The sequence below is a fragment of the Streptomyces phaeofaciens genome (assembly GCF_014648915.1).
Taxonomy (GTDB): domain Bacteria; phylum Actinomycetota; class Actinomycetes; order Streptomycetales; family Streptomycetaceae; genus Streptomyces; species Streptomyces phaeofaciens.
In genome coordinates this window covers 146,527-170,448 of the sequence record NZ_BMSA01000023.1, presented here as the reverse complement: position 1 = coordinate 170,448, position 23,922 = coordinate 146,527, and the positions used below count along the sequence as shown (strand labels likewise).

The following is a 23,922-nucleotide window of genomic DNA, read 5'->3' as shown; positions in this document are numbered from 1 at the left end:
CATGAACGCCGCGAGCACCTCCGGCCCCGAGCAGGGCGAGCTGTGCACGGCCGTGGCCCGCCTGGTCGGCACCGCCCTGGCGGCCCTGCCACCTGGCACGGCCCCCGGACCGGAGCCCGGTTCCGTCGTCGGCGCCCTGGAGGCCGTACGGGACCGGCTGGCGGAGGGGCGGCTGCGGATCGCCGTCGGCGGCCGGATGAACGCCGGGAAGTCCACGCTCGTCAACGCCCTGCTCGGGCAGCGGCTCGCGGCCACCGACGCCACCGAGTGCACGACGGTCGTGGCGTGGTTCCGCCGGGGCGTGCAGAACAAGGTGCGGGTCCGGCGGCTCGACGGCCGCGCCTACGACGTCCCCGCACACCCGGGCGGCGGCATCCCGCGCGACCCGGGCCGGCTCGGCAGCCCGCCCGAGGAGATCGCCGAACTGCTCGTCGACATCACCAGCAGCGAACTGACCCGGCGTCACATCCTCATCGACACCCCGGGGATGGACACCCTCAGCGGTCTCGACGACGTGGCCCTGCGCGCCCTGGCCCAGGCGGACGCCCTGCTGTACGTCATGCCGCACCCCGGCGCCGGGGACGCGGAGGCGCTCCAGTCGCTGCGCCGCCAGGCCGGGCCCCGGATGACCGCGATGAACGTCCTCGGCGTCCTCAGCCGGATCGACGAACTCGGCACCGGCACCGGTCCCCCGTGGCCGCGGGCCCGCAGGGTGGCGGCCACCTACGCCACCCGGCTCACCGGCATGGTCTCCCACATCGTCCCGGTCGTCGGCCTGCTCGCGCAGACCGCGGGCGGCGACGAGTTCACCGAGGACGACACCGCGCTGCTGCGCCGGCTCACCGAGGTGCCGCGGGAGTCGCTGGAGGAGGCGCTGTACTCGCCGGAGGAGTTCGCCGAGTGGGCGGACGGGCCGCTGGACAAGGCCGGACGGCTGCGCCTGCTGGATCTCCTGGGCGCCTACGGCATCGCGCTGGCCGTCGACCTCCTCACCGGCGCCGACGGCGGCCCCGCCGTACGCGGCACCGGCGCGCTCCTGGACCGGCTGCGGGCGGCCTCCGGGCTGGACGCCCTGGTGCGGGAGATCCAGGCGCGCTTCGTGTCCGCCGCCGACCGGCTGCGTGCCGCGTCCGCCCTCCAGGCCCTGGACGATCTGGCCCTCGCCGTGCCGGGCGCCACCGCGGACCCCGCCGTACGCGACACGCTGGCCGCCCTGCGCTCCGACGTGGCCGCCCTGCGCCGCCATCCGCTGCTGCGCCAGACCGAACTCGGTTCGGCGCTGGCCGAGTTGGCGAGCGGCACGCTGTCGCTCGGTGACGCCGACGCGGCCGCGCTGGTCGCCCTGGCGACGGGCACGGACGCCGCGGCCTGTCTGCGCCTGCCGCCGGACGCGCCGGCCCACGACATCGCCCGGACGGCGGCGGAGGCGGCGGCCGGCTGGCGGGTGCGGGAGGCGTCCGGACCCCGGCCGCTACGGCGCCACGCGCGCACGGCACGGGAACTGTGCGAGGAGTTCCACTTCCGCTCCGCCGAACGGGCCGGTCACCAGTCCGGTTGATGGGCATCGGCCGGGAAGCCGCCGTGACCGGGATCGTCGGGGACGCCGGAGTCGTACGGGTCGGTGAGGTCGTCCTGGAGGCGGAGGCCGTCGGGGTCGTCCTGGGCTACGGGGAAGCCGGAGTCGTAGGCGTGGTGGTCGTACGGGGACGGGTGGGGCTCATGGCCGTCGTAGGGGGTGTGGCCGGCGTCGTCCGGATCGCCGTCGTCGGCCGGCTCGCCCCCGGCCGGGGCATGGTGGGGCTCGTCGGTGGGGTGCGCGTAGAGCTCACCCCAGTCGTGGGGGACCTGGGACGCGTCCGGGTACGGGTGCGGGCCGTCCACGACATGGTCGGCGGTCGAGGCGAGGGCCTCGGCGGTGTCCGCCGCGCGGGTGCCCGCCCCGCGGTCCACGGGGTGCGCGGGAGCGTCCCCGTGGCCGTCGGCGTCACCGTGCGCGGGAGGCGCCGGATGCTGTGGCGGCGCGGCGGCGGGCAGCATCAGCAGGGTCCCGCCCATCAGGACCGCGGCCTCTGTGGCCCGCGTCGCGAACGAACGCCGGGGACGCGCCAACGGGCCGTCGAGGGGGACGACCGGAAAGCCGAGCGGCGCGGTACGGCCGCGCGGCACCGCGCCGAGCCAGGCGTCGGCCGCGAACTTCTTCGCCTTGATCTCCACCCGCACCTTGCGCAGTGTGTCCGGCGGCAGCCCGCCGGCGCCGCGTTCGAAGAGGTCGTGGTAGAGGTCGTCCGGGACGATCAGCGCCATGTCGCTGCCCTGGGCCGCGGCGAGTTCCTTGCGCAGCGCCGCCGAGTCGAGGAGCCGTGAGGCCAGTTCGACCGACCAGGCCACGAACCCGAGTCTCGCCGACCGTACCGCGCCCTGGGCCAGGGCCACCCGCAGCCGGATCAACTGATCCTCGGGGACCCGGGCGTTGAGCAGCGGGAGCATGTCGCGCAGGCCGTGGATCAGCCCCGGAACGGCCCGGTCCTCGTCGATCTCCGGGGGCAGCAGCAGGAGTTGGCCGTCGCCCCGGTCCTGCCGCTCGCAGTCCCCCCGACGCAGGCCCGCGTTGCGGCAGGCCTGGTCCAGCGCGTGCGCCACCCCGTCCTGCACCTTCTCCTGAGCGGCGTAGCTGCGGCCGCCGTACCGCTCCACGTCGACGACGAGACACAGCCTCCGCCGACTCTCCACCCGTCGGTCCCCCATGGAGCCCCCACTCCTCGTGTGCCGGACGCACCACCGGCCCAGGGGCAGCGTAGCCACGGGGGCGCGCGCCCGCCGCGTTCTCCTCGCAAACGGCCCCGCGCCGCCGTTGGCCGTGCTCGCGCGGGCCGGGGTTCGTGCATCGGCGGCCGCGAAGGATCGAGCGGACCGCACATCTGCAACTACGTCGGCAGTACCAAGAAGGACGCCCCGAACATGCTGGCTCACGGCCTGATCCGAACCGTCCACCACCTGCTCCGGGCTCGCCGTGCGAGGCACCGCGGCAAGCACGCCGGCCGCCGGCAGGGCCTCGCCCGGAGCCTCGTCGGCGTGACGTTCGCCGCTGCGCCGGGTGTGGGTGCACCACTACTACTGGGTGTCGTGCCCCTTGCCTCCAAGGGGCACGGCACCGCGCCGTTCAGATGTCCCGGAAGATCTCGATCTGCGCCCCGATCGAGTTGAGCCGCTCGGCGAGGTCCTCGTAGCCCCGGTTGATGACGTACACGTTGCGCAGCACGGACGTGCCCTCCGCCGCCATCATCGCCAGCAGGACGACCACCGCGGGCCGCAGGGCCGGCGGGCACATCATCTCGGCGGCGCGCCAGCGGGTGGGGCCCTCGACCAGGACGCGGTGCGGGTCGAGGAGCTGGAGGCGGCCGCCGAGGCGGTTGAGGTCGGTGAGGTAGATCGCGCGGTTGTCGTAGACCCAGTCGTGGATGAGGGTCTTGCCCGACGCGACGGCCGCGATGGCCGCGAAGAAGGGGACGTTGTCGATGTTCAGGCCGGGGAACGGCATCGGGTGGATCTTGTCGATCGGCGCCTCCAGCTTGGAGGGCCGGACGGTGAGGTCCACCAGCCGGGTGCGGCCGTTGTCGGCGACGTACTCGGGCGTGCGGTCGTGGTCGAGGCCCATCTCCTCCAGGACCGCCAGCTCGATCTCCAGGAACTCGATGGGGACCCGGCGCACCGTCAGCTGCGACTCCGTGACCACCGCGGCGGCGAGCAGGCTCATCGCCTCGACCGGGTCCTCGGAGGGGGAGTAGTCCACGTCGACGTCGATGTGCGGCACGCCGTGCACGGTGAGCGTGGTGGTGCCGATGCCCTCCACCTTCACGCCCAGCGCCTCCAGGAAGAAGCACAGGTCCTGGACCATGTAGTTGGAGGACGCGTTGCGGATGACGGTCACCCCGTCGTACCGGGCGGCGGCCAGCAGCGCGTTCTCGGTGACGGTGTCCCCGCGCTCGGTCAGCACGATCGGCCGGTCCGGGCGTACGGCCCGGTCGACGACGGCGTGGTACTGCCCCTCCGTCGCCGCGATGTCCAGCCCGAACCGGCGCAGCGCGATCATGTGCGGCTCGATGGTCCGCGTACCGAGGTCGCAGCCGCCGGCGTAGGGCAGCTTGAAGTGGTCCAGGCGGTGCAGCAGCGGACCGAGGAACATGATGATGGACCGGGTGCGGACGGCGGCGTCGGCGTCGATCGCGTCCATGTCCAGCGCGGCCGGCGGCACGATCTCCAGGTCCACCCCGCCGTTGATCCAGCGGCTCCGCACACCGATCGAGTTGAGCACCTCGAGCAGGCGGTAGACCTCCTCGATCCGGGCGACCCGGCGCAGCACCGTCCGCCCCCGGTTGAGCAGCGTGGCGCACAACAGCGCCACGCAGGCGTTCTTGCTGGTCTTCACGTCGATGGCACCGGACAGCCGACGGCCGCCCACCACACGCAGATGCATGGGTCCCGCATAGCCCAGCGAGACGATTTCACTGTCCAGGGCTTCACCGATCCGAGCGATCATCTCAAGGCTGATGTTCTGGTTGCCGCGCTCGATGCGGTTGACCGCGCTCTGGCTGGTTCCGAGCGCCTCGGCCAGCTGCGCCTGTGTCCAGCCACGGTGCTGCCGGGCATCACGGATGAGCCTGCCGATGCGTACGAGGTAGTCGTCTGCCATGAGGCTGAGGCTATCTCAGATATGAGATGGCGCCTCTTGGGGGGTCCGTTCGGGTGATACCCCGTCAACGCCGCCTGGAGGTACGCGTCCGACGTCACCCGAATGGCCCAGGCAAATCCACCGATGTCGTACGACGTCCGGTGCTGCTCCGTGTGTGACGCGGGCCGTGCCGGCCGTCGCCCGGCGTCTACCCCGGTTGCGCCACTCCATGACCACCGAGCAGCAGCCGCTCCGCCGTCCGGCCCGGCGGCTCCTCCCCGGTGTGCACGGTCCGGGTCGCCATCCGCCGTACGGCCGGGTCGTCCAGCCACTGCGCGAGGAAGTCGTGCCCGTCGACGATCCAGACGCTGCCCTTGGTCTCCGCGCAGCGCCGCCGCAGTACCGCCAGCGACACCGCGCGGTCGGGTGAGGGCAGCAGGCGCACCACGTCACGGCAGCGGGCCAGTGCGGCGCGCGCGGTGGCGAGTGCCGCCGGGTCGGTGTAGCTGGTGTGCCCGGCGCCCAGCGCGACCACCGCACCCGGGCGCTCGGCGACCACCCGTGCCACGGCGTGCGCCCGGGCCGGCTCCCACTCGGTCTCGGCCGCGAGCCGTCCCACCGCGTCGATCCGTTCCCGCACCCGCGCGATGCTCCACCCCACCTCCGCGTAGTACCGGTCGCCGACGGCGTCCAGATCCACGAACGGCACCCCGGCCCGCGCCGCGACCTCCCGCCCCAGCGTGGTCTTTCCGGCGCCGGCCGGTCCGATGAGCACCATCAGAGGCGCGGGCGCGGCCGTGTCCTCGGCGCGGCCGGGGAGGGGCGGTGGGGCGGGGGCGGTCATGGGGGCCTCACGCGGGATCGTCGGGCGTCGAGATCGCTCGGGCTCGGGCGAGTCAAGCAGCGGCCGCGGCCGGTCCGCTATGCGATTTCCCGCCGACGGACGCCGAGGGACGCCGACGGGCGCCGACGGACGCCGGAGAATGAAGACGGATGCCGAGGCCCGGCGCCGCGCAGCACAAAGTGCTCCCGGGCCGCGCAGCGAGCCCGGGCATGACCATCCAGCCCCTATGTACTAGAGTTATCTCGACATCGAGATATCTGCCGAGGCGCACCGCAGCCGCACGCGTCACCGGTCTGGCAGTAAGGGTTACCTAACTTAGCCTGACCTCAGCGGATCGGCCAAGCCCGCGTGGCGGCAGGATGCGGTGGTACGCGCACATCAATGAAGGAGACCGTCGTGTCGGCGAACAGCTTCGACGCCCGCAGCACGCTGCAGGTGGGCGACGAGTCGTACGAGATCTTCCGCCTGGACAAGGTGGAGGGCTCGGCCCGACTCCCCTACAGCCTCAAGGTCCTGCTGGAGAACCTGCTCCGCACGGAGGACGGCGCGAACATCACCGCCGACCACATCCGCGCCCTCGGCGGCTGGGACTCGCAGGCCCAGCCCAGCCAGGAGATCCAGTTCACGCCGGCCCGCGTGATCATGCAGGACTTCACGGGCGTTCCCTGTGTCGTCGACCTCGCCACCATGCGTGAGGCCGTCAAGGCGCTCGGCGGCGACCCGGCGAAGGTCAACCCGCTCTCCCCGGCCGAGATGGTCATCGACCACTCCGTCATCGCCGACAAGTTCGGCACCAACGACGCCTTCAAGCAGAACGTCGACCTGGAGTACGGCCGCAACAAGGAGCGTTACCAGTTCCTGCGCTGGGGCCAGACCGCCTTCGACGACTTCAAGGTCGTCCCGCCGGGCACCGGCATCGTCCACCAGGTGAACATCGAGCACCTGGCGCGTACGGTCATGGTCCGAGGCGGTCAGGCGTACCCCGACACGCTGGTCGGCACCGACTCGCACACCACCATGGTCAACGGCCTCGGCGTGCTCGGCTGGGGCGTGGGCGGCATCGAGGCCGAGGCCGCGATGCTCGGCCAGCCGGTCTCCATGCTCATCCCGCGCGTCGTCGGCTTCAAGCTGACCGGTGAGCTGCCCGCCGGCACCACCGCCACCGACCTCGTGCTCACCATCACCGAGATGCTGCGCAAGCACGGTGTCGTCGGCAAGTTCGTCGAGTTCTACGGTGAGGGCGTCGCCGCCACCTCCCTCGCGAACCGCGCCACCATCGGCAACATGTCGCCGGAGTTCGGCTCCACCGCCGCGATCTTCCCGATCGACGACGAGACCCTGAACTACCTCAAGCTCACCGGCCGCTCCGAGCAGCAGGTCGCGCTCGTCGAGGCGTACGCCAAGGAGCAGGGCCTCTGGCTGGACCCGAAGGCCGAGCCCGACTTCTCCGAGAAGCTCGAGCTGGACCTGTCGACGGTCGTCCCGTCCATCGCCGGCCCCAAGCGCCCGCAGGACCGGATCGTCCTCGCGAACGCCGCCGAGCAGTTCAAGACCGACGTCCTGAACTACGTCTCCACCGCCGACGAGGCGGGCGAGGAGTCCTTCCCGGCCTCCGACGCCCCGGCCGCCACCAACGGCGTGCCGAGCAACCCGGTCACGGTCACCGCCCCCGACGGCACGACCTACACGATCGACCACGGCGCGGTCACCGTCGCGGCCATCACCTCCTGCACCAACACCTCCAACCCGTACGTCATGGTCGCCGCCGCGCTGGTGGCCAAGAAGGCGGTGGAGAAGGGCCTGACCCGCAAGCCGTGGGTCAAGACCACCCTCGCCCCGGGCTCGAAGGTCGTCACCGACTACTTCGACAAGGCGGGCCTGACCCCGTACCTCGACAAGGTCGGCTTCAACCTCGTCGGCTACGGCTGCACCACCTGCATCGGCAACTCCGGCCCGCTGCCGGAGGAGGTCTCCAAGGCCGTCAACGACCACGACCTCGCGGTCACCTCGGTGCTCTCCGGCAACCGGAACTTCGAGGGCCGGATCAACCCCGACGTCAAGATGAACTACCTGGCCTCGCCGCCGCTGGTCGTCGCGTACGCCCTCGCCGGCTCCATGAAGGTGGACATCACCAAGGACGCCCTGGGCATCGACCAGGACGGCAACCCGGTCTTCCTCAAGGACATCTGGCCCTCCGAGGCCGAGGTCAACGACGTCGTGGCCAACGCCATCGGCGAGGACATGTTCAACAAGTCCTACCAGGACGTCTTCGCGGGCGACGCCCAGTGGCAGGCCCTGTCGATCCCCACCGGCGACACCTTCGAATGGGACGCGGAGTCGACCTACGTCCGCAAGCCCCCGTACTTCGAGGGCATGACGATGGAGACCACCCCGGTCTCCGACATCACCGGCGCCCGCGTGCTCGCCAAGCTGGGCGACTCGGTCACCACCGACCACATCTCCCCGGCCGGTGCCATCAAGGCCGACACCCCGGCCGGCAAGTACCTCACCGAGCACGGTGTGGAGCGTCGTGACTTCAACTCCTACGGCTCGCGCCGAGGCAACCACGAGGTCATGATCCGCGGCACGTTCGCCAACATCCGCCTGCGCAACCAGCTCGCGCCGGGCACCGAGGGCGGCTACACCCGCGACTTCACCCAGGCGGACGCGCCGGTGTCGTTCATCTACGACGCCTCGCGCAACTACATCGACCAGGGCATCCCGCTGGTCATCCTGGGCGGCAAGGAGTACGGCTCCGGCTCGTCCCGCGACTGGGCCGCCAAGGGCACCGCGCTCCTCGGCGTCAAGGCCGTCATCACCGAGTCGTACGAGCGCATCCACCGCTCGAACCTCATCGGCATGGGCGTGCTGCCGCTCCAGTTCCCGGAGGGCCAGTCCGCGGAGACCCTCGGTCTCACCGGCGAGGAGACCTTCTCCTTCACCGGCGTCGAGGAGCTCAACAACGGCACCACCCCGCGCACGGTGAAGGTCACCACCGACACCGGCATCGAGTTCGACGCGGTCGTCCGTATCGACACCCCCGGCGAGGCGGACTACTACCGCAACGGCGGCATCATGCAGTACGTGCTGCGCAGCCTGATCCGCAAGTAGGCGTCGGCGCACGGCAGTCGAGGGCCGCATCCCCGGGGACGGGGGTGCGGCCCTTCGCCGTGTTCGTCCCAGGTCATCACCGACCCTCAGGCTGAACACAGGCTTCCCCCAGCCGGCCGGGACAGGATCGGGACATGACTGGCACCCCCGGGACCCGAACCGGCCGCGTCCGCGTGCTCATCGTCGACGACGAGCCCGCGCTCACCGAAGTGCTGTCCGTGGCCGTCACCGAGGCGGGCTGGCATCCCTACCCGGCCGCCGACGGCCAGAGCGCCCTGCGCGTGGCCCGGGGCTGCGCCCCGCACGCCGTCGTCCTGGACGGCATGCTCCCCGACCTGGACGGCATCCAGGTACTGCGCCGCCTGCGGTACGAGAACCCCGAACTGCCCGTCCTCATGCTCACCGCCCGCGACGCCCTGGAGTACCGCATCGACGGGCTGGCCAACGGCGCCGACGACTACGTCACCAAGCCCTTCTCCCTGGAGGAGGTCGTCCTGAGACTGCGCGGACTGCTGCGCCGCTCCGGCGCCGAACGCACCCGCGCCGACGACCCCGTACGCGTCCTCGGCCCCCTGGTGCTCACCGCCCGGACCCGGGAGGTGCACCGCGACGGCGCCCCGGTCACGCTCACCGCCAAGGAGTTCGACCTGCTCAGCCTGCTCATGGAGCACCCGCGCCAGGTCCTGAGCAAGGCGCAGATCCTCGACCATGTGTGGAGCAGCTCCTTCGACGGCGGCGGCAACCTCGTCGAGGTGTACATCTCCAGTCTGCGCCGCAAGCTCGACCGGGGCCGCGCGCCGATGATCCACACCGTGCGCGGGCTGGGGTACGCGATCAGGCCGGTGGAGGACGGGAGATGAACGCCGGCAGGCTCCGGGGCCGTTCCCTGCGTACCCGTCTCCTCCTCCTCATCACCGCCATCCTGGTCACGGTGTGCGCGGCGATGGCCCTCACCACCGTCTTCGCCCAGCGCGCCTACCTGCTGGGCAACCTCGACGACCGGGTCACCAACGCGGCCGAACGCAGCCTGGGCGGGGCCTCGCTCCACCCGGACCTCACCGGCGACCTGACCTTCCTCAACGAGAGCGGTCACCCCGCCGGCATGCTGGCCGCCCGGCTGGACACCGACGGCACGATCCTCGCGGCGGCCACCGTGGGCCAGGACGCCCCGCCGCGGAACCTCACCGCCGCCCAGACCGCGGCACTGTCGGGCATCGGCACCGACGGGTCGTACCACACCAGGACGGTCCCCGGCCTGGGCACGTACCGCGTCACCGGCCTCGCCGGCGACGGCGTCCGGGTGCTCACCGGCCTGCCGATGGGCGACGTCCAGGACATGATCAGCGGCCTGGTCGCGATCGAGGCCGTCGTCGCGGCACTGGGTCTGACGGCCGCCGGCTGCGTCTGCGCGGTGGTCATACGACGTCAGCTGCGCCCCCTCGGCCGGGTCGCCGCCACCGCCGTCGAGGTCTCCCGGGCCCCGCTCTGCCGGGGCGAGGTCACCGCGCTCACCCGTGTTCCCGAACGCGACACCGACCCCGGCAGCGAGGCCGGCCAGGTCGGCGCCGCCCTCAACCGGATGATCGACCACGTGGAGTCCTCGCTCGCCGAACGCCAGCGCGGCGAGGAACGGGTGCGCCGCAGCGAGGAACGCATGCGCCGGTTCCTGGCCGACGCCAGCCACGAACTGCGCACCCCGCTCGCCTCGATCTCCGGCTACGCGGAGCTGATGAACCGCGGCACCGACCGCATCGAACCGGGCATGGCCTGGCGCCGGGTCACCGCGGAGTCGGCCCGGATGACCGGTCTGGTCGAGGATCTGCTCCTGCTGGCCCGCCTCGACGAGGGCCGGCCGCTCCAGTCGGCGGAGGTGGACCTCGCGTCGCTGGTCGCGGAGGCGGTGTGGGACGCGCGGGCCGCCGGCGACGGCCACGACTGGCAGCTGGAGCTGTGCCTGGACACCGCGCCGCTGGTCCTCGGCGACGAGGCCCGGCTCCACCAGGTCGTCGCCAACCTGCTGGCCAACGCCCGGGTCCACACCCCGGCGGGCACCCGGGTGGTGGCCGCGGTCGAGGCGCGGGAGGGCCTCGGCACGATCCGCGTCCGCGACGACGGCCCCGGCATCCCGCCCGACCTCCTGCCCTCCGTCTTCGAACGCTTCACCCGCGCCGACGCCTCCCGCGCCCGCGCCGACCAGAGCACCGGATCCGGCCTCGGACTCGCCATCGTCGCCGCGATCACCGCGGCGCACGGCGGCCGGATCGACGTCCGCAGCGAGCCGGGCCGTACCGAGTTCACCGTCGAACTGCCCCTGACGGGCGAGACGGGCGCGGACACGCTGACCTGGAGTGCACGGGCGTCGATGAGGTGAGCCGTCGGGGACGCCCGCGCCGGCCCCGACGCCAACCTGAGCGCACCCGTTTACAAGTGGGCCGTACGGCGCTACCTTCCGCCACAGGTGAGGTGGGAGCGCTCCCATAGAGGCACCCGGCGGACCGGAACCCGCCCGGGAGCCGGGAACGCTCCCGCCTCGCGCACCCGCACCCACACCCGCACCTGCACCCACACCCGCACCTCGCGCTCCACGCTCACGCCCCACACCCGCACACCCCCTCCGTGCGGCCCGTCGTGCCGCGCGGTCCGTCTCACCCGCACGAACTCCCCGTACGCGCACGGTCCGTACATGGAAGGACGGACTCCGCCATGTCATCTGTCATGATCACGCCAAAATCAACGTCCACGAGATCGCGGTTACGCACCAAGGCCCTGCTCCTCGTCCTCCTGGCTCTGGTGGCCACCGTCCCGGCGCTCGGCCTCATCGTCACGAGCGGTGGCAGGGCCGAGGCCCACGGAACCCCCATGAAGCCGGGCAGCCGCACCTTCCTGTGCTGGCAGGACGGTCTCACCGACACCGGTGAGATCAAGCCGGTCAATCCGGCCTGCAAGAACGCCCAGCAGGTGAGCGGTACCACCCCGTTCTACAACTGGTTCTCCGTCCTGCGCTCCGACGGCGCCGGCCGCACCCGCGGCTTCGTCCCGGACGGTCAGCTGTGCAGCGGCGGAAACGCCAACTTCACCGGGTTCAACGCCGCCCGCAGCGACTGGCCGCTGACCCACCTCACCTCCGGCGCCGGCGTCGACTTCTCCTACAACGCCTGGGCCGCGCACCCGGGGTGGTTCTACGTCTACGTCACCAAGGACGGCTTCGACCCGACCCGGACCCTCACCTGGGACGACATGGAGGACCAGCCCTTCCTCACCGTCGACCACCCGCCGCTCAACGGTTCCCCGGGCACGGTCGAGGCCAACTACTCCTGGACCGGGCAGCTCCCGTCCGGCAAGTCGGGCCGCCACATCATCTACATGGTCTGGCAGCGCTCGGACAGCGCGGAGACGTTCTACTCCTGCTCCGACGTCGTCTTCGACGGCGGAAACGGCGAGGTGACCGGTATCCACGAACCCGGCAACCCCTCCGAGCCCGTCCCCGGCACCTGCACCGCCACCCGCCGGACGACCGGCAGCTGGAACGGCGGCTACCAGTCCGAGGTGACCGTCACCAACTCCGGTGACGTCCCGATGCTCGGCTGGATGGTCGACTGGACCCTGCCGGCCGGGCAGTCGGTGGCCAGTCTCTGGAACGGCAACGCCACCTACAACGGCCAGGCGGTGATGGTCCACAACGCCGACTGGAACGGTTCGCTGAGTCCGGGCCAGAGCACCACATTCGGCTACGTCGTCACGGGCTCCGGCGGTGACAGCGCCACGACCCTGCCCTGCCGGGTGGGGTGACCGGATCCCGCGAGCCGTAGCTCGGGGCGGACCCGGTGGGCAGCGAGCCGCGCGCCCACCGGGTCCGCGAGCGGGCCGCCCTTCGGGGGAGTAGGGCGGCCCGGGGGTCGGCCCGGACGGTGTCACGGGCCGGAAGCCGATGTCGCATCGTGGCGGGACAACGTTGTCGCGGCGCCGTCGGCGACTTTACCGTGTCAGTGCCGCCCGCTGCCAAGTGGGGTGCCGGTCAAGGCAGTTGCCGCACCTGGCAAAGGCGGCGCCGTGAGCGCCACCAGGGGCGCGGCGCACGGTGAAGGCGGCCGCGGCCACGGCGAAAGCGGGCGCGCCCCACGGCGAAGTCGGCCGCGGCCTCCGGCGAAGGGCGCCGCGGCGAACCCCGCGCGGCGCTATACCGCCATCACCCGTGCCAGCCAGCCCAGTTGGCGGCGCACCTGCTCCGCCTCGCCCCCCTCGTGTCCGTTGAAGGGATACGGGTGGATCTCCCGGCGTGGGTCCGCGCCGCCCCCGCTCAGCTCGCCGTAGCGGTTGAACGCCGCGTACGCGCCGCTCGGCGGGCACACCGTGTCGCGCAGGCCGGTGCCGAAGTGGGCCGGTGCGTGGGCGCGACGGGCGAAGGAGACACCCTCCAGGTACGAGAGGGTGCGGTGGGCGGCCTGCTCGGCGCCGCGGTGGACGGCGAGGTAGGCGGTGATCTCGCCGTAGGGGGCCGCGTCGGTGAGGTCCAGGGCGCGGCGGATGCCGCACAGGAACGGCGCGGTGACCAAGGCCGCGCCGAGGTCGGGGACCAGGCCCGCCACCGCCAGGGCCAGCCCGCCGCCCTGGCTGTTGCCGACGGCCGCGGTCCGCGCCGGATCCACCCCGGGCAGCGCGCGGACCGCCGTCACCGCGCGCACCGCGTCCGTGATCAGCCGGCGGTAGTGGTGGTCGTGCGGGGAGAGCAGGCCGCGTACGGCAGGGCCCGGGCCGCCGGGGGCGCCGGTGTGCGGGTCGGGGGTGTGGCCGCCGTTGCCGTACTGGTCGCCCTGGCCGCGGTTGTCCATCAGCAGGTGTGCGTACCCGGCGTTCACCCAGGTCAGCCGTTCGTGGGGGAGGCCCCGGCCGCGGCCGTAGCCGATGTACTCGACCACGGCGGGGAGCGGCTGCCGCGCGTGTGCGGGGAGGGTGAACCAGGCCCGGACGGGATCCCCGGCGAAGCCGCGGAACGTCACGTCCCAGGTGTCCGTCAGACGCAGGCCGGTCTTCACCGGGCGGACCGACACCAGGGGTTCGTGGCGCTCGGCCTCCTTCAGGGTGTCCTGCCAGAAGGCGTCGAAGTCGGCGGGCTCGTCGAGGTCGGGGCGGTGGCGTTCCAGCTCCGCCAGGGGCAGGTCGAACGCGGGCACGGGGCACCTCGCAGGGGTCGTGGGCGATCGATCGTTGCGTACCTCAGCCAGAAATTTGCGACGCACGTTAGCAGTGGACTCTCCGGTTCTACCCCACCCGTTTGCGCCTTCAACGCCGCATCACTCCCCACCGGTCCACCGTGCAGCACCCATTGACAGCGCTTTCCGTGTGCCCTTACGTTGCCGCAGAGTTACCGGTAAGGGCACGAAAGTTTCGAGAGCACGTGGCTGGTCGAACGTTTCGAGCGACGCCCCGGGAGGCCCGAGCATGAGCACCTCCACCACGTCGGCCCCGTCCCCAGGAACCCAGGACCCACCGCCCAAGACCCGGCACGGACCGGGGCGACCGGCCCCGCGCCCCGGCCGTCGGCGCGCGCTGCGCCGGGACTGGCAGCTGTACTCGCTGGCCGTGCTGCCGCTGCTGTTCTTCCTGGTCTTCCGCTATCTGCCGATGATCGGCAATGTCATCGCCTTCCGCCGCTTCGAGCCCGGGGGTTCGATCCTGGGCGAGCAGTGGGTGGGGCTGCGCTATGTGCGGATGTTCCTGTCCGATCCCACGTTCTGGCAGGTCTTCCGCAACACGTTGTGGCTGGGCACGCTCACGCTCGTCTTCTGCTTCCCGATCCCGATCGCCCTGGCGCTGCTGCTCAACGAGGTACGCCGACGCTCGCTGAAACGGTTCGTGCAGTCGGTCTCGTATCTTCCGCACTTCCTGTCGATCGTGATCGTCGCGGGCATCACCTTGCAGATGCTCGCCACCGACGGGCCGGTCAACCACGCGCTGGGCTGGTTCGGTCTGGACGCGATCCGGTTCGTCCAGGAACCCGGCTGGTTCCGCACCGTCTACGTGGGCTCGGAGATCTGGCAGACCGCCGGCTGGGGCACGATCCTCTACCTCGCCGCCCTGACCACCGTCGACGAGGACCTGTACGAGGCGGCCCGGATCGACGGCGCCAACCGGTGGAAGCAGATCTGGCACGTCACCCTGCCCGGCATCCGCCCCACCATGATCACTCTGCTGATCCTCAACATCGGCACCTTCATGGCCGTCGGATTCGAGAAGATCCTGCTGCTGTACAACCCGCTGACCTACCCGACGGCCGATGTGGTCTCCACCTACCTCTACCGGGCCGGCGTCGAGTCCAACAGCTTCAGCTACGCCGCCGCGATCGGCCTCTTCGAGGCGGTCATCGGCCTGGTGCTGATCACGTCCGCGAACCAGCTGTCGCGCCGCACGGTGGGGACGAGCCTGTGGTGAGCCCGCCGCTCTCCCCGCCCGTGCGTCCGCGCACCCCGGTGCACCGGCGCACCCGCGGCGACCGCGTCTTCCAGGGCGTCAACGGAGTGATTCTCACCCTGGTCGTGCTGGTGACCCTCTACCCCTTCGTCAACATCGTCGCCCGGTCCTTCAGCGGGGAGCGGCAGATCCGCGCCGGTGAGGTCACCCTGTGGCCGAAGGGGTTCAACCTCACCACCTACGACATCGTCTTCCAGGACGCGATGTTCTGGCGGAACTACGCGAACACCGTCTTCTACACGGTCGTCTCCACCGTCGTCGCCATGGTTCTGACGACCTGTTACGCCTACGTCCTGTCGAAGAGGAACCTCAAAGGGCGGGGCGTCCTCGTCGGGGTCGCCGTGTTCACCATGTTCTTCTCCGGCGGACTCATCCCGAACTACGTCCTGGTCACCAGCCTGGGCCTGAAGAACTCCGTCTGGGCGATCGCCCTGCCGAACGCGATCAGCGTCTTCAACCTGCTGGTGATGAAGGCGTTCTTCGAGAGCCTGCCCACCGAACTGGAGGAGGCCGCCGAGATCGACGGCCTGAGCACGTACGGCATCCTGCTGCGGATCGTGCTGCCGCTGTCCAAGGCGGTCATCGCGACGATGGTGCTCTTCTACTCGGTGTCCTTCTGGAACTCCTGGTTCTCGGCGTACCTCTACATGGACCGCACCGAGCTGATGCCGGTCACCGTCTATCTGCGCAACCTCATCTCCGGCGCCACCACGGGCGGCAACGCCGGTGCGGCCACCGAACAGCTCAGCCAGGTCGGGGCGAACATCCAGGCGGTCACGATCGTGCTCACCGCCCTGCCCATCCTCTGCGTGTACCCGTTCGTCCAGCGCTACTTCGTCTCCGGCGTGATGCTCGGCGCGGTCAAGGGCTGAGAGCCGGACCTCAACAAGGGAGTATCCGTGAAGAACGAAGGCGAGCTCTCACGACGTCAGATACTCGCGGCAGCCGGCTTCATCGGCCTCGCCGCCCTCACCGGCTGCGGCAGCGGCGACGACACAGGGGACTCCAAGGACCTCTCCAAGAAGCAGAACGGCGCCATGAAGGAGTACCGCGCCGGCCAGCAGTTCAAGGCGTCGAAGCCGCTCTCCTTCTCGATGCTGCACAACAACAACCCCGTCTACCCGCTGAAGAACGGCTGGCTGTTCTGGAAGGAACTCACCCGCCGCACCGGCGTCACCCTGAAACCGGTCGACGTCCCGCTCAGCGACTACGAGAAGAAGCGCAGCGTCCTCATCGGCGCGGGCGACGCCCCCTTCCTGATCCCGAAGACGTACCACCCCTCGGAGGTCGCCTTCGTCTCGTCCGGCGCGATCCTCCCGGTGAGCGAGTACGTGCACCTGATGCCCAACTTCCGGAACAAGGTCGGGAAGTGGAAGCTGGAGCCGGAACTCGACTCCATCCGCCAGTCCGACGGCAAGTACTACCTCCTGCCCGGCCTGCACGAGAAGGTGAAGTCCGGCTACTCGCTGTCGCTGCGCACCGACGTCCTCGACACGCTCGGCCTCGGCCTGCCCACCACCTGGGACGAGGTGTACGACGTCCTTCGCGCGATCCGCGCCGAGTACCCCGACCGGTACCCGCTCTCCGACCGCTGGAGCATCAACACCCCCTATCCGGTCGCCGCGCTGCTCAGCTACCTCGGCCAGTCCCACGGCGTCCGGGCCGGCTGGACGTACGACAACATCAGCTACGACGCGAAGGCGGACGCTTTCGTCTTCACCGGCGCCCAGGACGGCTACCGCGGGATGGTCGAGTACCTGAGAAAGCTGGTCGCCGAGAAGCTGATGGACCCCGAGAGCTTCACCCAGACCGACGACGAAGCGGTGCAGAAGCTGCTGGGTGAGAAGTCCTTCGCGATCAGCGCCAACCCCCAGGAGCTGGTCCAGAACTACCGCTACAACCTGGAGCGGCAGGTCGAGGGGGCGAAGATCGAGATGGTGCCGGTGCCGCTCGGCCCGGCCGGCCCCGTGGTCATGGGCGGCGCCCGGCTGGAGAACGGCGTCATGATCTCCAGCAAGGCCCTCACGAGCGACTCCTTCGTGGCGATGATGCAGTTCGTGGACTGGCTCTGGTACTCGGACGAGGGCCAGCGGTTCGCCAAGTGGGGTGTGGAGGGCACCACGTACACGTACGGCGGCGGGCAGTACGCGCTGGAGCCCGGGATCAGCCTGATGGGCTCCGACCCCGACGCGCCGAAGGACCTCCAGAAGGACTACGGCTTCTTCAACGGCGTCTTCACCTACGGCGGCAGCTGGGCGCTGGTCTCCTCCTCGTTCGGCCCCGACGAGAAGGCGTTCCAGGACGTCATGGCCCGGCGCGAACAGCTGCCCGTCGGCCCGGCGCACCCGTTGCGGTCCGTGGAGCAGGAACAGGCGCAGCTCTGGGACACCCCGCTGCGCGACCACGTCACCCAGAACACCCTCAAGTTCGCCCTCGGCAAGCGCCCGCTGACCGAATGGGACGACTACGTCACCGAGTTGAAGGCCAAGAACATGGACCGGCTCGTCGACCTGCACAACAAGGCACGCGAGCGCTACACGAAGGAGAACGGGTGATCCGGGTCCCGGCCGAGCCGGTCGGCCGGTTCTCCGACGCCTGGCGGGCGTGCGTCGGCACCGGCCGGATCGAACTCGCCCTGCGCCGCGACTACCAGGACTCCCTGGCGCTCCTGCGGCGCGACATCGGCTTCCGGCACATCCGCGGCCACGGTCTGCTCAGCGACGGCATGGGCGTGCACCGGCCCTACGACCACGAGGGCGGCCGCCGGGTCCACCACTCCTTCACCTACGTCGACCAGGTTCTCGACGCGTACCTGGAGCTCGGCATCCGTCCCTTCCTCGAACTCGGCTTCATGCCGTCCGAGTTGGCCTCGGGGGACCGGACCGTCTTCTGGTGGCGGGGCAACGTCACCCCACCGCGCGACCACCGCGAGTGGGCCGCCCTCGTCCGCGCCACCCTCACCCACCTCGTCGACCGCTACGGCCTCGACGAGGTCCGCACCTGGCCCGTCGAGGTGTGGAACGAGCCCAACCTCCCCGACTTCTGGGAGCACGCCGACGAACGGGCGTACCACCGGCTGTACGAGATCACCGCGCACACGGTGAAGGACGTGGACGCCGGCCTCCAGGTCGGCGGACCGGCGATCTCCCCGGGCGCCGACGACTGGCTCGACCGGTTCGCGGAGTTCGCCGAACACCGGGACGTGCCCGTCGACTTCGTGTCCAAGCACGCCTACACCTCCGGCCCCGCCCAGCACGTGCCGTTCGGCGTCCACCAGACCCTGGCGCCGGCGGCCGGCCTGCTCGACCAGTTCGCCACGCCCCGCGAGCGGCTCAAGGGCACCCGGCTGGCCGGACTCCCCGTCCACATCACGGAGTTCAACTCCTCCTACCGCCCCGACAACCCGGTCCACGACACCGCGTTCCACGCCGCCTACCTCGCCCCGGTCCTGGCGTCGGGCGGGGACCTCGTCGACTCGTTCTCCTACTGGACGTTCAGCGACATGTTCGAGGAGGCCGGCGTCCCCACCGCCCTCTTCCACGGCGGCTTCGGACTGCTCACCCACCGCCAGGTCAGGAAACCGGCCTACCACCTGTACGCCTTCATGGCGCGGACCGGCCCCGACCTGCTGGCCCGCGGCGACGACCATCTCGTCACCCGCCACCCCGACGGCCGGGTCACCGTCCTGGCCTGGGCCCCCGTCGACCCGACCGGCGAGACCCCCGGCCCCGACCGGCACGTCCTGCGGCTGTCCGTCCCGGTCGGCGGACCCGAGGTGTTCGTCCGCCGGTCCACGGTGGACGAGGAGCGCGGAAACGCGTACACGACCTGGCGCCGCATGGGCAGCCCCCGCTCCCCGAAGGCCGGACAGCTGGACGTCCTGCACGAGGCCTCCGAGCCCGCCCGCGGCCACCACCGGCTGCCCGTGCGCGAGGGACGTGCCGCACTCGACCTGACGCTCGCCCGCCACGAGGTCACCCTCGTCGAACTGACCCCGCTCACCGACGAGACCCCGCCCTGGTGGGACGAGGGACGCCTGCTCGGCCGGGAGGCGTCATGAGCGGCACGGCCACCGACTTCGGCACCGGTGTCCTCTCCCGCGCCGCCGCCCTGCTGCACACCCTCCTCACCGTCGAGGCCCTGCTCCTCGCCGCCGCCACGCCCGGCCTGATCGCCCTGTTCCTCCTGGACCCCGACCCCGCCAACCTGCCCCTGGCGGCCGTCTGCCTGCTGCCGCTCGGCCCCGCCCTGTCCGCCGCGCTGTACGCCCTGCACCACCGCGGCCGGGACCTCACCGACCTGCACCCGGCCCGCGCCTACGCCCGCGGCTGGCGCCTCAACGCCGTACCCGCCCTCACCCTCTGGACCCCCCTGCTGGCCTGGCTGACGGTGATCGCCTTCACCCTCACCCACTTCGCCGCCACCGGCCTCCCCCGCTGGTGGGCCGCCCTGCTCGGGCTGACCGGCGCGGTCTCGCTCCTGTGGGGCGCCCACGCGCTCGTCCTCACCTCACTGTTCGCGTTCCGCTCCCGGGACACCGCCCGCCTCGCCGCGTACTTCCTGCTCCGGCACGCCAGGGCCACCGCCGGCGCCGCCTCGCTGCTCGTCCTGGCCGCCGGCCTCACCGCCCTGCTGACCGAGGCCCTGCCCGCCCTGCTCGCCGCCCCGCTGCTGCTCTCCCTGCTGCACTGCGAGCGCCCGGTGATCGCCGAGACCGAGGAGGACTTCACCGTATGACCCCGAACAGCCCCAAGATCCCCTACGGCGGCGACTACAACCCCGAGCAGTGGCCCCAGGAGGTCTGGGACGAGGACCACCGCCTCTTCGCACGGGCCGGCATCGACACGCTCACCGTCGGTGTCTTCTCCTGGTCGCTCACCCAGCCCGCCGAGGACATCCACGACTTCGGCGTCCTGGACCGGACACTCGACCGGGCCGCCGCCGAGGGCCGCCGGGTCTGCCTGGCCACCGGCACCGCCGCCGTCCCGCCCTGGCTCGCGAGAACGTACCCCGAGGTCAACCGCACCGACTTCGAGGGCCGCCGGCACCGCCACGGCCAGCGCCACAACTTCTGCCCCAGCTCACCCGCCTACCGCCGCCTCGCCACCGTCCTGGCCGGCCGTCTCGCCGAACGGTACGCACAGCACCCGGCGTTGCTCGCCTGGCACATCAACAACGAGTACGGCGGCGCCTGTTACTGCGAACTGTGCGCCGAGGCGTTCCGCGGCTGGCTGCGCGCCCGGCACGGCACCCTCGACGCCCTCAACGACGCCTGGTGGACCACCTTCTGGTCGCACCGCTACACCGACTGGGACCAGATCGAGCCGCCGAGCGCCCTCACCGAACACTGGCGAGGCCCCGACCACACCGCCTTCCAGGGCATCACCCTCGACCACCGGCGCTTCATGACCGACGCCCTCCTCGGCTGCTTCACTGCCGAGAAGGAGGCCGTCCGCGCCCACGACCCGGACACCCCCGTCACCACCAACCTGATGGGCGCCTACCGGCCCCTCGACTACCACCGCTGGGCGCCCCACCTCGACTTCGTCTCCTGGGACAACTACCCGCCCCTCGACGCCCCGCCCACCCGGCCCGCCCTCGCCCACGACCTGATGCGCGGACTCAAGGACGGCGCACCCTTCTGGCTGATGGAACAGACCCCCTCCGCCACCGCCTGCCGGGACGTCAACCCCCTGCGCAGACCGGGGGAGCTGCGGCTGGCCACGTTCCAGGCGATCGCCCACGGAGCCGACGCCGCCCTCTACTTCCAGCTGCGGGCCTCCCGCGGCGCCTGCGAGAAGTACCACGGCGCGGTGATCGGCCACGCGGGCCGCGACGACACCCGCGTCTTTCGTGAAGTCGCCGCGCTGGGAGCGGAGCTGAGCGATCTCGGCGCGATCACCCTGGGTGCCCGCACTCCGGCCCGCACCGCCCTCCTCTTCGACTGGGACAGCTGGTGGGCGCTGGAGATCTCCGACGGCCCCTCCCGGCTGGTCCGGTACACCGACGTCGTCCACCGCTACTACCGGGCCGCCCGCGAGGCCGGCGCCGATGTGGACGTCGTCCCCGTCACCGCCGACCTCACCCCCTACGACATCGTCCTCGCCCCCGTCCTCCACCTGGTCAAGGGCGACCTGGCCGAACGTCTCGAAGCACTGGCCCGGCGCGGCGGCACCGTCCTCGCCACCTTCCTCACCGCCCGCTCCGACGTCCACGACCGCGCCTTCCTCACCGACGTCCCCGGGCCGCTCGCCCCGCTGCTCGGCATCCGCGTCGACGAATGGGACGCCCGCCCGCAGGACGTCGTACAGCCCGTGCGCTTCGCGGAGTCGACCGCCGAGGCCCGCCTGGTCTTCGAGATCGTCCAGCCCCGCGGCGCCGAACCGGTCGCCACCTACGGCGCCGACTTCTACGCCGGCACCCCGGCCGTGACCCGCCACCGCTTCGGTGCCGGAGAGGGCTGGTACGTCGCCACCGACCTCGACCGGTCCGGCGTCGACCTCGTCGTCCGGCGGGTCCTCGCCCGCCACGGCCTGATCGGCCCCTACGCCGCCCACCCCGCCGTCGAGACCGCCACCCGCGTCACCCCCGACGGCACGAGCCTGCTGTTCCTCCTCAACCACGCCCCGGAGCCGGTCCGGCTGACCGCCCACGCCGCCGCCACCGACCTCCTCACCGGCAAGCGGGCCGAACGGGGCGAGCCCCTCGTGCTCGACCCGCTCGGCGTCGCGGTCCTGCGCCCGCGCCCGGGGAGCGGTGACCCGGGCGTCAGTGAATGAGCCGCCCCTGCCCGTCCGGCACCCCCGACTTCCGCAGGAAGTAGCTGTTGACCTGGTCGCGCCACTCCCGCGCGCAGCGCACCTGCTCCTCGTACCGCTCGGCCACCCGCGCGTGGCGCGCCGGCTCCACCAGGTCCCCGAGGCCCGCCCACACCCGGCGGGCCTCCTCGGCCTCCTCGACGCCCTCGAAGTGGGTGTCGTAGATGTGCTGGATCACGGTCTTCCCGCTGTGCAGCACATGCCCGTACGGCACATGGTGGAAGAACAGCAGCAGCTCGTCGGGGCACGAGTCGACCGACTCGTACACCTCGGCCCACGCCTTGGCGTACTGCGCCGCGTACCCCGTCCCGGTCGCCGCGCTCCGGTCGACACCGACCCCGTCCCGGTCCGCGAAGTGATAGGTGCCCCAGCGGCTGTACTCGTAGCCGTCCACGCCGGGCCCGTAGTGGTGCCCGGGCTGGACCATGAACCCCACGCCGAGCGGCGCGGTGTACTTCTCGTACGTCCGCCAGGAGCCGCGCAGCACCGCGCGCAGGCCGTCGGCCAGCCGGGCCGGGGCGCCCGGGAAGGTGAGGCCGATCCACTCGTCGAGGACGTCGCAGGGATCGGCGTCGGGCCGCCACGCGAGGCGCCCGAAGGTGTGGAGGTTCGCCTGGGCCAGCGGATGCCCGGTCCAGAAGGGGTCGTCGCCCACGTTCGACACGGCGACGATCCCGCCGCGCGCCGACTCCGCCACGGACGGCCCGGCCGCACCGTCCGTCCGGAACCGCAGCACCTCGCTCCACATCGGCCCGAGCCAGCACACGTGCCGCTGCTGACCGGTGTACTCCTGCGTGGCCTGCACCTCCACCGCCAGCCGGGTGCGCGGCATCGCCCCGAGCACCGGTGAGACCGGCTCCCGCACCTGGAAGTCCATCGGCCCGTGCTTCACCTGGAGCACCGCGTTGCCGGCGAACTCCCCGTCGAGCGGGGCGAAATGATCATGGGCTGCCCGGGCCCGGTCCGTCCCGCGGTCCCGCCAGTCCTGCCGGTGGTCGTAGACGAAGGCCCGCCAGTGGACCGTGCCGCCGTACGGCGCGAGAGCCGCGGCCAGCATGTTCGCGCCGTCGGCGTGGCTGCGGCCGTAGGCGAACGGCCCCGGCTCGCCCTCCGAGTCCGCCTTCACCACGAACCCGCCGAAGTCCGGTATCGCCGCGTACACCCGGCGTACGGCCCCCGCCCACCAGGCACGCACCCCGGTGTCCAGCGGATCGGCCGTGGGGAGCCCGTCGAGCAGCATCGGCGCCGCGAAGTTCACCGACAGATGCGTCCGGATCCCGTACGGCCGCAACGCCTCCGCCAGGCCGGCGACCTCACCGAGCCGCTCGGTCAGCAGACGGGTCTCCGCCTCGCGCACATTGACGTTGTTGACCGCCACGGCGTTGATCCCCACGGCCGCCAGCAGCCGGCCGTAGGCCCGGACCCGTTCCGCTTCCCCGCGTGCCCGGCCGTCGCGCCAGAACAGCGATCCGCCCGCGTACCCGCGCTCCACCTGGCCCATGACCGGGTGCACGCTCACGTTGTCCCAGTGGTCCAGCATCCGCAGCGCCGTCGCCGGACGGTGCTCCTCGCGCGCCACCGGTCCGGCGAACGCCGCCGCCCCGAGCCGCACGACGTGGAACAGGCCGTACAGCAGCCCGTGTGGGCCGGACGCGGTGACGGTCGTGGTGCCGCCGTCCCGCCCGAACGCGAATCCCTCCGCACCGAGGCCCTCCGCCGCCGACACCTCCAGCAGCAGGTCGTACCGGGCGCCGTCCGGCGCCCCCCGCGCCGCTCCTTCCTCGCCGCGCACCACCTTCCCGCCGAACCGCCCGCAGGCGTCCGCCACTTCACCGTGCACGGTGTCCACGAGGGGGCCCGAGCCGCGGATCAGGGTCCGCCGGACGCCCAGCGGCCGCAGTGCCTCCACCGGCAGCCAGGCGGGGTCGACCCCCTCGGGGAGCACGGGCACGGGAAGCGGCATGGGCGGACCCTCCTAGGGGAGCGGCCGACGGCCCGCGCCGGCGCCAGGT

At 71.8% G+C, this 23,922-nt stretch carries 17 protein-coding genes and 1 pseudogene; 11 read left to right on the top strand and 7 right to left on the bottom strand.

Annotation, left to right across the window (positions count from 1 at the left end):
• The first annotated feature begins 1 nt into the window (after position 1).
• Positions 2 to 1,558, top strand: a complete 1,557-nt coding sequence (locus IE275_RS32540) for a dynamin family protein (RefSeq protein ID WP_189715815.1) — start codon at positions 2 to 4, stop codon at positions 1,556 to 1,558.
• Here the strand turns inward: IE275_RS32540 and IE275_RS32535 are convergent.
• From IE275_RS32535 to IE275_RS32525, 4 genes and pseudogenes are all read right to left on the bottom strand, one after another.
• Positions 1,543 to 2,745, bottom strand: a complete 1,203-nt coding sequence (locus IE275_RS32535; protein WP_189715814.1) for a hypothetical protein — start codon at positions 2,743 to 2,745, stop codon at positions 1,543 to 1,545. The two genes, IE275_RS32540 and IE275_RS32535, sit on opposite strands and share 16 nt — an antisense overlap.
• Positions 2,746 to 3,160: 415 nt before the next feature.
• A complete protein-coding gene (locus IE275_RS32530; RefSeq protein WP_189715813.1) occupies positions 3,161 to 4,690 on the bottom strand; it encodes a helix-turn-helix domain-containing protein in 1,530 nt (509 codons plus the stop codon).
• A 94-nt stretch (positions 4,691 to 4,784) separates the two neighbouring features.
• Positions 4,785 to 4,865: pseudogene (locus IE275_RS46210) on the bottom strand (DUF4236 domain-containing protein); the annotation flags it as partial.
• 12 nt (positions 4,866 to 4,877) lie between these two features.
• Positions 4,878 to 5,513: a shikimate kinase gene (locus IE275_RS32525; RefSeq protein WP_189715812.1), complete on the bottom strand. Its 636-nt coding sequence runs from the start codon at positions 5,511 to 5,513 to the stop codon at positions 4,878 to 4,880.
• Positions 5,514 to 5,909: 396 nt separating this feature from the next.
• Here IE275_RS32525 and acnA point away from each other — a divergent pair, with 396 nt between their 5' ends.
• The 3 genes from acnA to IE275_RS32510 all read left to right on the top strand — a co-directional run bounded on the left by acnA (position 5,910) and on the right by IE275_RS32510 (position 10,995).
• Entirely contained in the window at positions 5,910 to 8,624 is a 2,715-nt protein-coding gene (acnA, locus tag IE275_RS32520; RefSeq protein WP_189715811.1) for an aconitate hydratase AcnA, read from the top strand.
• Positions 8,625 to 8,758: 134 nt separating this feature from the next.
• Complete coding sequence (locus tag IE275_RS32515; RefSeq protein ID WP_189715810.1) at positions 8,759 to 9,484, top strand: response regulator transcription factor; 726 nt, start codon at positions 8,759 to 8,761, stop codon at positions 9,482 to 9,484.
• Positions 9,481 to 10,995: a HAMP domain-containing sensor histidine kinase gene (locus tag IE275_RS32510; protein WP_189715808.1), complete on the top strand. Its 1,515-nt coding sequence runs from the start codon at positions 9,481 to 9,483 to the stop codon at positions 10,993 to 10,995. Before IE275_RS32515 ends, IE275_RS32510 begins: the two co-directional genes overlap by 4 nt.
• A 71-nt stretch (positions 10,996 to 11,066) precedes the next feature.
• On the opposite strand, the gene IE275_RS32505 is transcribed toward IE275_RS32510, so the two are convergent.
• A complete protein-coding gene (locus IE275_RS32505; protein ID WP_189715805.1) occupies positions 11,067 to 11,273 on the bottom strand; it encodes a hypothetical protein in 207 nt (68 codons plus the stop codon).
• Between the two features lie 54 nt (positions 11,274 to 11,327).
• On the opposite strand from IE275_RS32505, the gene IE275_RS32500 reads away from it, so the two are divergent.
• A complete protein-coding gene (locus tag IE275_RS32500) occupies positions 11,328 to 12,413 on the top strand; it encodes a lytic polysaccharide monooxygenase auxiliary activity family 9 protein (RefSeq protein WP_229870772.1) in 1,086 nt (361 codons plus the stop codon).
• Positions 12,414 to 12,799: 386 nt separating this feature from the next.
• Here IE275_RS32500 and IE275_RS32495 read toward each other — a convergent pair whose 3' ends face one another.
• On the bottom strand, positions 12,800 to 13,795 hold the full coding sequence (locus IE275_RS32495; protein ID WP_189715803.1) for an acetylxylan esterase: 996 nt from the start codon (positions 13,793 to 13,795) through the stop codon (positions 12,800 to 12,802).
• Between the two features lie 268 nt (positions 13,796 to 14,063).
• Here IE275_RS32495 and IE275_RS32490 point away from each other — a divergent pair, with 268 nt between their 5' ends.
• From IE275_RS32490 to IE275_RS32465, 6 genes are read left to right on the top strand one after another with little or no spacing between them, the layout of a single operon-like run.
• Entirely contained in the window at positions 14,064 to 15,053 is a 990-nt protein-coding gene (locus IE275_RS32490; protein ID WP_189715800.1) for an ABC transporter permease, read from the top strand.
• Complete coding sequence (locus IE275_RS32485) at positions 15,050 to 15,964, top strand: carbohydrate ABC transporter permease (RefSeq protein ID WP_373299331.1); 915 nt, start codon at positions 15,050 to 15,052, stop codon at positions 15,962 to 15,964. Before IE275_RS32490 ends, IE275_RS32485 begins: the two co-directional genes overlap by 4 nt.
• A 27-nt stretch (positions 15,965 to 15,991) precedes the next feature.
• A complete protein-coding gene (locus tag IE275_RS32480; protein ID WP_189715798.1) occupies positions 15,992 to 17,647 on the top strand; it encodes an ABC transporter substrate-binding protein in 1,656 nt (551 codons plus the stop codon).
• A complete protein-coding gene (locus IE275_RS32475; RefSeq protein WP_229870768.1) occupies positions 17,644 to 19,152 on the top strand; it encodes a GH39 family glycosyl hydrolase in 1,509 nt (502 codons plus the stop codon). Before IE275_RS32480 ends, IE275_RS32475 begins: the two co-directional genes overlap by 4 nt.
• Positions 19,149 to 19,829 (top strand): hypothetical protein, encoded by a 681-nt coding sequence (locus IE275_RS32470; RefSeq protein WP_189715795.1) that lies wholly within the window; start codon positions 19,149 to 19,151, stop codon positions 19,827 to 19,829. Before IE275_RS32475 ends, IE275_RS32470 begins: the two co-directional genes overlap by 4 nt.
• Positions 19,826 to 21,871, top strand: a complete 2,046-nt coding sequence (locus IE275_RS32465) for a beta-galactosidase (RefSeq protein ID WP_189715793.1) — start codon at positions 19,826 to 19,828, stop codon at positions 21,869 to 21,871. Before IE275_RS32470 ends, IE275_RS32465 begins: the two co-directional genes overlap by 4 nt.
• Here IE275_RS32465 and IE275_RS32460 read toward each other — a convergent pair.
• Positions 21,861 to 23,873 carry an alpha-glucuronidase gene (locus IE275_RS32460; protein ID WP_189715791.1) on the bottom strand — a complete coding sequence of 671 codons (2,013 nt, stop codon included), beginning with the start codon at positions 23,871 to 23,873 and terminating at the stop codon, positions 21,861 to 21,863. The genes IE275_RS32465 and IE275_RS32460 overlap by 11 nt on opposite strands.
• Positions 23,874 to 23,922 lie beyond the last annotated feature (49 nt).

Bases quoted from the DNA above. Each gene is read 5' to 3' on its own strand.
- IE275_RS32540 (WP_189715815.1), top strand. From the start codon at position 2: ATGAACGCCGCGAGCACCTCCGGCCCCGAGCAGGGCGAGCTGTGCACG.
- IE275_RS32535 (WP_189715814.1), bottom strand. From the start codon at position 2,745: ATGGGGGACCGACGGGTGGAGAGTCGGCGGAGGCTGTGTCTCGTCGTC.
- IE275_RS32530 (WP_189715813.1), bottom strand. From the start codon at position 4,690: ATGGCAGACGACTACCTCGTACGCATCGGCAGGCTCATCCGTGATGCC.
- IE275_RS32525 (WP_189715812.1), bottom strand. From the start codon at position 5,513: ATGACCGCCCCCGCCCCACCGCCCCTCCCCGGCCGCGCCGAGGACACG.
- IE275_RS32515 (WP_189715810.1), top strand. From the start codon at position 8,759: ATGACTGGCACCCCCGGGACCCGAACCGGCCGCGTCCGCGTGCTCATC.
- IE275_RS32510 (WP_189715808.1), top strand. From the start codon at position 9,481: ATGAACGCCGGCAGGCTCCGGGGCCGTTCCCTGCGTACCCGTCTCCTC.
- IE275_RS32500 (WP_229870772.1), top strand. From the start codon at position 11,328: ATGTCATCTGTCATGATCACGCCAAAATCAACGTCCACGAGATCGCGG.
- IE275_RS32490 (WP_189715800.1), top strand. From the start codon at position 14,064: ATGAGCACCTCCACCACGTCGGCCCCGTCCCCAGGAACCCAGGACCCA.
- IE275_RS32470 (WP_189715795.1), top strand. From the start codon at position 19,149: ATGAGCGGCACGGCCACCGACTTCGGCACCGGTGTCCTCTCCCGCGCC.
- IE275_RS32465 (WP_189715793.1), top strand. From the start codon at position 19,826: ATGACCCCGAACAGCCCCAAGATCCCCTACGGCGGCGACTACAACCCC.
- IE275_RS32460 (WP_189715791.1), bottom strand. From the start codon at position 23,873: ATGCCGCTTCCCGTGCCCGTGCTCCCCGAGGGGGTCGACCCCGCCTGG.